At 72.9% G+C, this 11,120-nt stretch carries 10 protein-coding genes; 5 read left to right on the top strand and 5 right to left on the bottom strand.

Translation table 11 applies throughout. The annotated features are described in order from the left end of the window. The first annotated feature begins 74 nt into the window (after positions 1-74). From QA861_RS37935 to QA861_RS37925, 3 genes are all read left to right on the top strand, one after another. A complete protein-coding gene (locus QA861_RS37935) occupies positions 75-452 on the top strand; it encodes a zf-HC2 domain-containing protein (RefSeq protein WP_334593322.1) in 378 nt (125 codons plus the stop codon). A gap of 313 nt (positions 453-765) precedes the next feature. Then, positions 766-2,265 carry a hypothetical protein gene (locus QA861_RS37930; protein WP_334593321.1) on the top strand — a complete coding sequence of 500 codons (1,500 nt, stop codon included), beginning with the start codon at positions 766-768 and terminating at the stop codon, positions 2,263-2,265. A gap of 4 nt (positions 2,266-2,269) precedes the next feature. Beyond that, entirely contained in the window at positions 2,270-3,223 is a 954-nt protein-coding gene (locus QA861_RS37925; protein WP_334593319.1) for a lysylphosphatidylglycerol synthase domain-containing protein, read from the top strand. Between the two features lie 76 nt (positions 3,224-3,299). Here QA861_RS37925 and QA861_RS37920 read toward each other — a convergent pair whose 3' ends face one another. From QA861_RS37920 to QA861_RS37900, 5 genes are read right to left on the bottom strand one after another with little or no spacing between them, the layout of a single operon-like run. Beyond that, a complete protein-coding gene (locus QA861_RS37920; RefSeq protein ID WP_334593318.1) occupies positions 3,300-4,037 on the bottom strand; it encodes a response regulator transcription factor in 738 nt (245 codons plus the stop codon). A gap of 29 nt (positions 4,038-4,066) precedes the next feature. Further along, positions 4,067-6,715: an FtsX-like permease family protein gene (locus QA861_RS37915; protein ID WP_334593317.1), complete on the bottom strand. Its 2,649-nt coding sequence runs from the start codon at positions 6,713-6,715 to the stop codon at positions 4,067-4,069. Continuing rightward, complete coding sequence (locus tag QA861_RS37910) at positions 6,712-7,425, bottom strand: ABC transporter ATP-binding protein (RefSeq protein ID WP_334594976.1); 714 nt, start codon at positions 7,423-7,425, stop codon at positions 6,712-6,714. The genes QA861_RS37915 and QA861_RS37910 overlap by 4 nt, the downstream gene beginning before the upstream one ends. Beyond that, positions 7,412-8,143: an ABC transporter ATP-binding protein gene (locus QA861_RS37905; protein ID WP_334593316.1), complete on the bottom strand. Its 732-nt coding sequence runs from the start codon at positions 8,141-8,143 to the stop codon at positions 7,412-7,414. Before QA861_RS37905 ends, QA861_RS37910 begins: the two co-directional genes overlap by 14 nt. Before the next feature lie 12 nt (positions 8,144-8,155). Next, the gene (locus QA861_RS37900) at positions 8,156-8,818 is read right to left on the bottom strand and encodes a hypothetical protein (RefSeq protein ID WP_334593315.1); all 663 of its coding nucleotides are present in this window, start codon (positions 8,816-8,818) and stop codon (positions 8,156-8,158) included. Between the two features lie 217 nt (positions 8,819-9,035). Between QA861_RS37900 and QA861_RS37895 the strand changes: the two genes are divergently transcribed. Both QA861_RS37895 and QA861_RS37890 read left to right on the top strand, forming a co-directional pair. Then, on the top strand, positions 9,036-10,340 hold the full coding sequence (locus tag QA861_RS37895; RefSeq protein WP_334593314.1) for a HAMP domain-containing sensor histidine kinase: 1,305 nt from the start codon (positions 9,036-9,038) through the stop codon (positions 10,338-10,340). Positions 10,341-10,643: 303 nt separating this feature from the next. After that, positions 10,644-11,096 (top strand): GtrA family protein, encoded by a 453-nt coding sequence (locus QA861_RS37890; RefSeq protein ID WP_334593313.1) that lies wholly within the window; start codon positions 10,644-10,646, stop codon positions 11,094-11,096. The last annotated feature ends 24 nt before the right edge of the window (positions 11,097-11,120 follow it).

The following is an 11,120-nucleotide window of genomic DNA, read 5'->3' as shown; positions in this document are numbered from 1 at the left end:
GAAATCGCTGCGCGGGGACGACGCGCCGACGTTCGTTGGTGGGCGAGGGTGAGACCTGGAACGGAGGTTTCGCCATGACAGAAGCCCACTGCCTGACCGAGAAGCCCGGCGAGAAGACGGCCACCGAGGAATGCCGCACGGTCCATGAACTGCTGTGCGGCCACGCGCTCAAGTCGCTCGCCCCCGAAGAGGCGAGCGCGGTGCGGTCTCACGTGGCAACCTGCGGCACATGCCGGGACACACCCGACTGCCGTGCGTCCGTGCCCGCGCACCTGTCCCTGCTGCGCGACGCCCTGGCACGCGACAAAGGCCGACACACACGGGCGTGCGCGGCCACCCGCGACGACTGCCGCCACGCCTCGCCCCGTCGGCGCAGGCCGGACCCTTCGGCCGTGACCACGCAGATCACGCTGTCCCAGTGGGTCAGCAGGACCACGTCGTCCACCAGGTGAGCAGACCCCGCCACCCGGCTGCCGCCGACGCGCTCAGGGAGCACGGCCAGTAACCGACGAAGCCCATCGGCTCATCGGTTCATCGGCTTCTCGCCGAGCCTGGTCGGCCCACGCCTGAACGGCAGCGTCCGTGGAGAGCCCGGTACTCGGAGACGGGTACGTCGGGGCCGATCCAACAGGCACCCCCGGTCTCCATCGCCCTGCACCACCCGGAAGGGCGGGTTAGTTTGCCAGTATTTAGACCATTCCATCTCCGACCCCACGCCTTGTAGGGTGACGAGGTCCTACAACTTGTAGGAATGAAGGGTGCACGATGGTCAAGACCTTGAACATCCCGCTCACCGGCAGGCGGCGCCCCGGACCGCCGCCGGTAGCCGGGACCGTGCGACGCGGCACAGCCCCGTACTCGCTCGCCTTGGTCGCGGCCGCCTTCACCCTCGCCCAACTCGCCTTCGTACGACCGGGAATGGGTCTGGGCTGGGACGAGACCGTCTACGTCAGCCAGGTCGGCGGCCACGCCCCTGCCGCGTTCTTCAGCGCACCGCGCGCCCGCGGTGTCCCCCTGCTGGTCGCCCCCATCGCCTCCTGGTCGTCGTCCACCGCGCTGCTGCGCATCTACCTGGCGCTGCTGTCCGGGCTCGGCCTGTTCCTGGCACTGCGCGCCTGGCGGGGGCTCTTCCCGACCCGGGTCCTCGCTGCTGCGGGGGCCCTCTTCGCGACGCTGTGGGTCACCCTGTTCTACGGGCCGCAGGCCATGCCCAACTTCTGGGTGGCGATCGGCGTCCTGGCCGGCACCGGATACTTCCTGCGCGCCCAGGCGGACCGCTCCGCCCGGACAGCCCTGTGGGGTGTGGGCGCGAGCGTGGCACTGATGGCCTGGATGCGGCCCATGGACGCCGTCTGGGCGATCCTTCCGCTGCTCGGCCTGCTGGTGGGCGTACGGCGATGGCGGCACCCCCGGCTGCTGCTCGCCCTGGTCGCCGGCCTGGTCGCCGGAGCGGGCGAGTGGGTGATCGAGGCGTACGTCTCCTACGGCGGCCTGGGGCAGCGACTGTCCGACGCCTCCCGCATCCAGGGCGGCCTCGGCTGGCACATCGCCGTCGGCGACCAGCTGCGCAGCCTCGGCGGACGCTCCCTGTGCCGGCCGTGTACCGGGGCGATGCCCAACCCGGCGGTCACGGCCTGGTGGTACGCCCTTCCTCTGCTCGCCGTCCTCGCCCTCGTCCTGGCGCTCCGCGCCCGGCGCGCGACGGCCATGCTGGTCCCGCTGGCCTGCGCGGGCTCGGCAGCTTTCCCGTACCTGTTCCTGATCGGGTACGCCGCGCCCCGCTTCCTGCTGCCCGCCTACGCGCTGCTCGCGATTCCGGTGGCCGACGCACTGTTCCGCCTGGTCACGGCCACGAGCGGGGCGTGGCGTGCGGTGGCCGTGACGCTGGTGACGCTTGGGCTGGCCGGGCACCTCGCCATCCAGTACGTGGTGCTGGAGCGCACCGTGCACCGCACTACCGCGGCCCACCACGGCTGGGCCCGCACCGCGGCCGACCTGCACCGGCTCGGCGTACGCCCGCCCTGCCTGCTCACCGGGTACGAAGCCGTCCCGATCGCCTTCTACGCGGGCTGCTCCTCCGTCGCGACCGGCGGCCACAACGCCAACACGACGGCGAGCGCCATTCGGCAGGCCGCCCGGCGGCAGCCGGTCGCCGTCCTCGCGACGCCGGACGGCCGCCCACCCGCGTACGCCCACGGGTGGGCCCGGCACCAGGCGGGCGGCGTGCCGGTGTTCGTGGGGCCCTCCGCCGCCCGGGCGCGGTGACGCGATGAGTGTCGTCGAAGCATCGGCGAAGGGGAGCGGGCGCCTGTACCGGCACGCGGCTGTCGCGCTGGTCGTCATGGTGCTGGGCTGCGCCGTCCTTGCCGCGCATCGGCGCGCGGTGGACGCCGGGACCGACCGGCTCGCCGCCGCGGACCGGGGCTGGCTGCTGGTGGCGGCCGCCGCGGCACTGTCGACGTGGATGTGCGCGGCCGTCGTACAACAAGGAGCGGTGGCCGAACGGCTGCCGGCCGGCCGGCTGGTCGCGGCCCAGTTCGCGGCGTCGGCGGCCAACCATCTGCTGCCGGCCGGAGTCGGGGCGAGTGCGGTCAATCTGCGCTTCCTGACCCGCTGCGGACTGTCCACCGCCCGCTCGGCGACCGCGCTCGCCGTCAAGGCCGCTGCCGGTGGCATCGTGCGCGTCGGCCTGGCCGTCGTGCTGCTGCTGGCCTCACCCCGTCTTCCACACCTGTCGTTTCCGGTCTTCCGCGTCCCCTTCGTCCTCGCGGCCGTGTGCGGTGTGGCCGCGGTCGTCGCGGGGGTGGCGTTCAGCAGGCCGCTGCGCAGCCGTCTTCTGGTGGCGTTCGACCGGGTCCGCACCGATGTGCGGGCCGTGCACGGGAGCCGGGCGCGGGCGTGTGCGCTGTGGGGCGGATCTCTGGCGTTCGCGCTGCTGCACGCCGCCGTGGTGATCGCCGTCGTCCGCGCGCTGGACGTCGCCCTGCCCGCCGGGCAGGTGCTGCTGGCGTACCTCGTCGCCAGTGGCGCGGCGGCGCTGCTGCCCACCCCTGGCGGGCTGGGTTCCCTGGACGCGGCGCTCGCGTTCGCGCTCACCGCGGCGGGCGCGCCCGGATCCGTGGCGGTGTCGGCGGTGTTCGGCTACCGGCTGCTGACCGGGTGGCTGCCGCTGGTACCCGGTCTGCTGGTGCTGGGACTGTTGGCCCGGCGTTCTGTGCTCTGACCCTGATGACCACCGGTCAGCCGGATGCCCCGCGTGAACGTCGCACTCCGGTCCGGCGATGCCGCTGCCGCCGGCCTCAGACGGGTGGCGGCGCGTGGGGCTCCAGGCGGTAGCCGTGGCCCCGCAGGGTGGAGATCCGAGGCAGCGCCGCGGGGGACGAGGCCGCGTCGGCCAGGCGGCGGCGCAGGCCGGCCATGGTGACGTCGAGAGTCTTGGTGGAGCCGAACCAGTTCTCGTCCCAGACCTCCGCCATCAGCACCTCGCGGGACACTGCCTCTCCGGCGTGCCGGGCGAGCAGGGCGAGCAGCTCGAACTCCTTGGGCCGGAGCTCGACTTCACGGTCGTGGAGCGTGCACCGGCGGGCTGTGACATCGATGACGAGGTCGCCGAGCAGGATCGGCTGCTGAGGCGGGGCGCCGATGGCCCGGCGGCGCAGATGGGCGCGCAACCGGGCGAGCAGCACGGTCAGGCTGAAGGGTTTGACCAGGTAGTCGTCGGCTCCGGCGTCCAGCCCGGCGATGACGTCGATGTCGTCCGTGCGGGCGGTGAGGATGATGATCAGCAGGTCGGGAAGGCGGGCGCGCAGCGTGCGCGCGATGTCGAGGCCGTCCATGTCGGGCAGGCCCAGGTCAAGGAGCAGCACGTCGTACGGGGTCCGCGCGGACTCGGTGAGGGCGCCCGCGCCGGTCCGGCTCCACGCCGGGCTGTAGCCGTTGCTGCGCAGCCCCGTCTCCAGATGGCGGCCGATGGTGTCGTCGTCCTCGACGACGAGGACCCGATAGCGGCTGTGGTCCGGTGTGACGGGCGTTCGCATGCTGGGCAGCGTAGAGCCGGACGGGGCGTTCACAGATCCCGGAGTTCCTCGACGGCGGGTCGGGCGGCCCGGCGTACCCCGTTCAGCGCGGCGGCCAGGACGGCCGCGGTCGCGGCGAACGCGGTCAGCGCCAGATAGGCGCCCGGGACGGCGAGGGCGGCGGGGGGCGGGTCGAACACGCCCGTCAGGACCTTGACCAGCATCTGCGACAGGGCCCAGCCGATGAGCGCGCCGCCGGCCAGACCGCCCGCGACCAGCAGGATCGCCTCGGTGAGGACCATCCCGCGCAGCTGCCGTCGTGTCGCGCCGAGCACCGTGGCGATGGCGAACGTACGGCGGCGTTCGGCGAGGCCGAGCGCGAGGACGAGTCCGCCGCCCCCGGCGGCCAGGAGCACCGCGAAGGCCAGCTCGATGCGGGTGAGTCCGGCGAGGTCGACGGCGGTCAGGCTGGTCCCGACGGCACCGCGGGTCTGCGTGAGGTCGGTGACGGTGGCACTGGTGCCGAGCTGCTCCCGCAGGTGGGCGGCGATCCGCTGCTGGTGGGCGCCGCCGGTGTCCAGGAGGAAGGCGCCGACCGCGTCGCTGCCGGTGGCCCGGGCCACGTAGGAGGCGTTGGCGACGAAGAAGCTGTCCTTCGGCGCCGTCGGGAACTCCTTGGCGACGCCCACGTAGTGGAAGGGCACTGTGCGCAGCGCCTTCGTACGGGCGTCCTGGATCCGCAGGTTGACGGTGTCTCCTGGTGAGAGCTGGAAGTCGGTGACCGTCTCCGCGCTGACCAGCAGCGCGTCGGGCTGCTTCGCGAGCTTGCGCATGAGGGTGCCGGCGCTGCCTCCGGAGAAGTACGCGTCCTGGAGGGAGGTGGCCGAGGCGACCGTGTCCGGGCGTACGCCGTAGAGGTCCTGGAGGTCGGAGCCGACGTAGGCGAACCGGTGCTGGAGCGGCTCGACATGACGTACGCCGGAGACCTTGAGGGAAGCGGCCGCGCTGGGCGGCGTCCGTGCTCCGGGGGGCTCGGTCACGGTGACGTCGGCGCCGTTGGTGAGCCGCGCGTCGACCTCGGCCTGCTGTTTGTACGTGGCGTTGAAGGTCGCCGTGGAGATCGCGAAGGACACCGCGAGCGCCAGCAGCACCACCGAACGGGCCAGTGGACGCCGGCGCCGGGCGAGGACCGCGGCCGTCGTTCCCGCCAGGTTCCCGGCCAGCGGGCGGGACAGCCGGGCCAGCACGGCTCGGCCGTGGGTGAGCGCGAGGAGGGTGAGCCGCCACAGCAGCAGCGCGGCGCCGATCCACAGCAGGGCCGGGCCCAGAAAGGCCCAGTACGACACGGAGATGCTCGGCACGCCCTCCGGGGCGAGGACGAGGGCGTACTGGTTGCCGGACGAGGCGCGGAAGATGAGCCAGGAGCAGACGAGCAGCGCGAAGTCCAGGCCGTAGCGCATCCACCACACGCGACCCGTACGCCGTCCGGCCCTGCGCGAGTCGGCGACCGTCACACCCCGCAGGTCGCGCAGCGCGGGGACGAGGACGGCGCCGGCGGCCACGGCGGCGCCGAGCACGAAGGCCAGGCCGTACCAGAGGATCCAGGAACCCGCGCTCGTCCCGAACGAGGCCGACCCGAAGGCGAGACGGCCCGTCAGCGCGGCGATGCCGAGTCCGGCGACGCCGCCACCCGCCCCCACCAGCGCGGCTTCCAGACCGGACAGGGCGGCGATACGGCCCGGCCGCAGCCCGCGCAGCCGCAGCAACGCCTGCTCCTGGCGGCGCCGTTCACCGCCGGCCGCGGCGACCGCGGCGGTCAGCGCGGCGGCGAGGAGTGCGCCGGGTACACCGAGGAAGAGGAAGAGGATCTGTGCGTACAGGGCGTCCTGGCGGGCGGAGTCGAGGGCGGCGCCCAGGTTGTTCCCGACGATCGCCGCGCCCGAGGCACGGGCTTCCAGGTTGTGGGCGGCACGGGTCACGGTGTTGAAGGCGGAGGCGGGGTCGGAGGGCAGTTTGGCGTCGCGGGCGGCATGGATCTGCGTGATGACGCCTGCGGCGGGCGCCGAGGCGGTCAGCGAGGTGAAGGTGGAGGAGGGGAGCAGAACGACGTTGTCGGGCGGCGCGGTGGGCTGGGACTGGGGCGGCGCGCCGACCTTCTGGAACAGCGAGTCGGCCTGCGGGAGGTCGACGACGCCGGCCACCCGGACCTGGCGTACGCCCGTTCCGGGGAGCCGGATGCCGACGCTGTCGCCGGGGGCGACGTGCAGGTTGGAGGCGGTCTGCTGGGCCAGCAGAACTCCGCCGGTACCGCCGGTGAGCGGGCGGATCTCGCCGGGGAACAGCTTTTGGTAGCCGTCGGGCAGGCCGAGCACCACGCCCGGGCCCGTGGTCTGTGTGCTGCCCTGTACCTGGGCCGTGAACGCGGAACTGTGGGCGAAGCCGACCGGGACGGCGTTGTGGATGCCGGGAGCCGTCCGCACCAGGGACAGCATCGCCCGGGGATCGGCACCGGCCTGCACCTCGACCTGCCAGTCCACGGCGACGGAGCGCACGGCGCGCTGCGTCATGGTCGCCTTGGACGCGGTGAGGAACGAACCGAGCGAGGCGACGAGGGCGACGGCAAGTGCGATGCCGGCCAGGGCCGCCAGGAGCCGTCCTGTGCGGTGGCGGGCCAGCCCGCGGGCCCATGCGGTGTTCATGACGCCTCCTGCGATTCGGCCGGGGTGAGCAGTCGGCCGTCGCGCATGGTCAGCCGGGTGGTGAGCCGCGCGGCGACGGCCGGGTCGTGGGTGGTGACGACGAGGGCCGCACCTGTCCGGTCGGCCGCGGTCAGCAGTGCGTCCAGGACGTGGCCGCCGGTGGCGTGGTCGAGCCGGCCGGTGGGTTCGTCGGCGAGGATCAGCCGGGGGGACCGGGCCAGGACCCGGGCGGCGGCGACGCGCTGGGCCTGCCCGCCGGAGATCTCCTCCGGCAGCCGCTCCGCCAGGTCGGCGGCGTCCACCAGGGCGAGTGCCGCAGTGGCCGACCGCTGCGCCTCGGCGTCCGGCACTCCGGCCAGGACCAGCGGCAGCGCGGTGTTCTCGACCACGTCGAGGGCGGGGATCAGGCTGTCGCCCTGGAAGACGATCCCGATGCCGCGCGGGCCGTCCAGGGCGGTCCGGGTGACGGTGCCGCTGGTGGGCTGTTCGAGCCCGGCCAGCAGATGCAGCAGGGACGACTTGCCCGACCCGGACGGGCCGACGATGGCGAGCCGGTCCCCGGACCGGACCCGCAGGTTCGCCCCGTGCACCGCCACCACGGACCTCGCGCCCCGGCCGAAGGTGAGAGCCGCGTCCCGGCAGTCGACGAGCACCTCGTCCAAGGACGTCGCGGTCTTGTCGACCGGTACGGAGTGATCACGGGGCGACATCATGGGCCTCCTGCTGCTGCGTGCCTGCCCGGTACTTGGAGGTCTCGTGGGCCCTGCCGTCGTCCAGAGTGATCACCCGGTCGGCGATCCGGACGGCTTCGGCGCTGTGGGTGACGATCAGCACCGCGCAGCCCAGGGCGGCGCGGTCGCGCAGCATCTGCAGGATCACGTGCTCGGTGCCGCCGTCGAGTTCGCCGGTCGGTTCGTCCGCCAGCAGGACGGCCGGGGAGTTGGCCAGCGCCACGGCCAGACCGGCGCGCGCCAGCTCGCCGCCCGACAGTTGCCTGGGCAGCGCGTGTGCCCGCCCCGAGAGCCCCACCTCGTCCAGCAGCTCTCCCGCCGGCACGGCCGGCCGGCCGCGCACGGCGCTGTGCGCCAGGCGGACGTTGTCGCGCACGCTGAGATGCGCGACAAGGTTGCGGGTCTGCAGCAGAACGCCGATGTTCCGGGCGCGCAGCCGCGCTCGTTCGGTCTCCGGCCGGTGGCTGATGCGTACGCCGTCCACGCGCACCTCACCGCCCGAGGGTTCGTCGAGCCCTGCCAGACAGGACAGCAGGGTGGACTTGCCCGCTCCGGACGGCCCGACCACGGCGACCGTCTCACCGCGACGCACCCGCAGGGACACCCCGCGCAGGGCGAGCGTCTCCTCCTCGCCGGCCCGGAAGAAGCGGTACAGCTCTCGTGCGGTGAGGGCCTCGGCGGACGGCCTGACCGGCATGGTGTTCACTCCTCACTTCCAGGTGAAGGAGTCGCTGACGATGCGCCAGGGGTCCACGTTGTCGGCGTTGACCGGGCCGGACAGCGTGAGGTCCACCTCGTGGCCCTGCCGGTGGAAGGAGTACCGCTCGAACGCGTCGCGCACGACCTTGCCGGTGACCGGGTTCGCGGCGGAGTCGCCCTGGTAGGTCAGCAGCACCGCCCCACCGGCCTTCCGGGTCACCATGGACACCTTCGGGCTCGTGAACTTCGGTACCTGGCCGCGTAGTCGGGGCACGACCTGCCGGGTGACCGAGCCGACCGTGGGCGCGCTCGACGTGGCAGCGGCGGAGATCTGGACGCGGTTGAGTTTGTCGGTGAAGACGGTGGTGCCGCCCTGGCTGGTACGGGCCCAGCCCTCGGGCACCTTCACCGTGAACCCGGTGAACGCGCCGCCGGACGGCTGGTAGGCGACGAACGCCTGGTTGTCGGGGATGTCGCCGGGCGGATTGGACTCGGTGGGCGCCGGACTGCTGCCCGAGCCTCCAGCGGAAGCGGTGGTGGAAGCAGCACCGGAACTCGAGCTGGACCCTGAGCTGGACCCCGAGCCGGAGGTGGCCCCGGAACCGGAACACCCGGCGGTCACCGCCGCGGCGAGTACGAGCCCGACGACGCCGAAGACATGTACGCGTGCCATCGTTGCTGCCCTCCTGGGAAATGCCTGGAAAACGCCTGGAACGCTTGGGAAGCGCGGGGGAGACGAGCTGCCGGCCGGGGGCTGTGCGCCGACCGGGCGGTCATGGCAACGACGCTAGGAGGCGGCCGGTTAACGCACCGCACGGCGAGGGTTAGACGACGGCAAAAGCGTGCGGCGGGTCCCCTACGGGCAGGCCGACGGCACGCATCATGGGGGCATGAGACAGCGTGTGGTGCGGGTGGCCCTCACCGCCGTCATGGTCGCCCTGGTCCTCCTGGCCGTCCCCCTGGCCCTCGCCATCAGGTCATCCCTGTACGCGGCCCAGCGGGACGCCCTGGAGCGAGCGGCCCTGGCCGGCGCCGTCCGCGTGAGTCCGGACTACGCGACCGGGGACCCGGTGGAGCTGCCGCCGCCCCCGGCCGGCGGGCGCCTGGGCCTCTACGACCCGCAGTTGCGGCTGCGCGCGGGCAGCGGCCCCCGGACCGGCGACGACACGGTCCGCCGGGCCCTGGCCGGCAGGGTGACGCGGTCGACCGGGGGCAGTGAGATCGTCGCCGCCGTCCCCGTCTCCCACGACGAGCGGGTCATCGGCGTCGTCCGCGTCTCCTCAGCGGTCCAGGACGTGCGCGACCGCGTCCTCGTCGGCTGGGCCATCCTGCTCGGGGCGGCCGTACTGGCGCTGACCGTGGCCGTCCTCGTGGCCCGCCGGCAGGCGCGGGCCCTCGCCGCTCCCCTGGAGGACCTCTCACGGCACTGCCGGGCCGTCACCGGCGGCGACCTGACCGCGCGGGCCGCCCCCAGCACCATCGCCGAGATCGACCAGGTCGCCCGCACCCACAACGAGATGCTGCACAGCCTGGCCGAACTCCTGCGCCGCGAACGCGATTTCACCGCCAACGTCTCCCACCAACTGCGCACCCCGCTGACCGGCCTCCAGCTCACCCTGGAAACCGGACTCGAACAGGACGACACCCGCCCCGTGCTGGCGGAGGCCCTGGACGCCACCCGCAGGCTGCACCACACCGTGGAGGAGGTCCTGCGGCTGTCCGCCTCCGCGGGGCTGCCCCGAACGGTCGAGGCGGACCGGGCGGTCGCGGGCCTGCTGCGGGAGACCGAGGAGCGGTGGCACGGGCTGTTCGCCCGCGACGGCAGACGCCTGGAGTGCGACACGAGTGAGGCGCCGGACGACGTACGCGTCCCGGGCGGACCCGTCGCCGAGATCCTCGGCGTGCTGCTCGACAACGCCCGCGTTCACGGACACGGCACCGTGCGCGTCACGGTCCGCGACCTCGACGACGCCGTCGCCCTCGACATCGCCGACGAGGGCGCCACGGACGGCGACTCCGCGCGCCTGTTCGAGCGCGGACACACCGAGGGCGGGGCCGGCACGGGCATCGGCCTCGCGCTCGCCCGCGACCTGGCGCTCTCCCTCGGGGGCCGGCTCTCGCTGACGAACCACGCGCCGACAACGTTCACGCTGCTGCTCCCGGTGCGGTCCGCGGAAGGGACGCGGGACGGATGACCGGAGCGGGTGCGACCGCCGGAACACGGCGAGTTCGGCCGGACGCCGGAGACGAGGGGTACGTGACCCGGTGGCGAGGCCGGTCACACCGGCGGACACCCGGACGGTCGCCGTCCGCGGCACGGAGTGCGGCAACGGCTTCACCGCACCGAAACCCGGGCCTGGTGAGCCGAGGGACTGACCTTCCGCATGGTCACGGCCAAGCCTGACGAGCGAAAACGTTTCGTTGTGTCAGAAAATCTACGAGGCCCTGCATATCAATTCCTGAGCACGACCGTGCGAAGCTCGAACCTCTGGAGGACTGTGCGTCCCCTGCACAATGCGGATGAGGCGGACACGAAGCGCAAGGAGCTTCCCGCTCTGCTTCGGGAGGTCGTCAGGTTCGGTGCCGTCGGTGGGCTGGGCGTCGGGGTGAATCTCGCCGTGTTCAACCTCTGCCGGGCGGTGACGACTCTGCCCGTGGTGCGATGCAGCATCGTCGCGACCGTCGTGGCGATAGTTTTCAATTACCTGGGTTTCCGGTATTTCACCTATCGGCACCTGGACCCGCAGGGCCGTGTCGGGGAGTTCGCTCTCTTCTGTCTTTTCAGCGTCGTCGGCCTGGTCATCGAGAACGGGGTGCTGTACGTCGCGACGTACTGGTTCGGCTGGGACTCGGCGCTTGAGAGCAACCTCTTCAAGGTCGCGGGGATCGCGTGCGCGACTCTCTTCCGCTTCTGGTCCTACCGCACCTGGGTGTTCCGGGTGCCGCGCTGAGGGAGGTGTCCTCGGGTGCGATTC

The organism is Streptomyces sp. B21-083 (genome assembly GCF_036898825.1).
Taxonomy (GTDB): domain Bacteria; phylum Actinomycetota; class Actinomycetes; order Streptomycetales; family Streptomycetaceae; genus Streptomyces.
This window is presented reverse-complemented; position numbering and strand designations above follow the sequence as displayed.

Coding starts and splice junctions, on each gene's coding strand:
- QA861_RS37935 (WP_334593322.1), top strand. CDS start 75: ATGACAGAAGCCCACTGCCTGACCGAGAAGCCCGGCGAGAAGACGGCC.
- QA861_RS37930 (WP_334593321.1), top strand. CDS start 766: ATGGTCAAGACCTTGAACATCCCGCTCACCGGCAGGCGGCGCCCCGGA.
- QA861_RS37925 (WP_334593319.1), top strand. CDS start 2,270: ATGAGTGTCGTCGAAGCATCGGCGAAGGGGAGCGGGCGCCTGTACCGG.
- QA861_RS37920 (WP_334593318.1), bottom strand. CDS start 4,037: ATGCGAACGCCCGTCACACCGGACCACAGCCGCTATCGGGTCCTCGTC.
- QA861_RS37915 (WP_334593317.1), bottom strand. CDS start 6,715: ATGAACACCGCATGGGCCCGCGGGCTGGCCCGCCACCGCACAGGACGG.
- QA861_RS37910 (WP_334594976.1), bottom strand. CDS start 7,425: ATGTCGCCCCGTGATCACTCCGTACCGGTCGACAAGACCGCGACGTCC.
- QA861_RS37905 (WP_334593316.1), bottom strand. CDS start 8,143: ATGCCGGTCAGGCCGTCCGCCGAGGCCCTCACCGCACGAGAGCTGTAC.
- QA861_RS37900 (WP_334593315.1), bottom strand. CDS start 8,818: ATGGCACGCGTACATGTCTTCGGCGTCGTCGGGCTCGTACTCGCCGCG.
- QA861_RS37895 (WP_334593314.1), top strand. CDS start 9,036: ATGAGACAGCGTGTGGTGCGGGTGGCCCTCACCGCCGTCATGGTCGCC.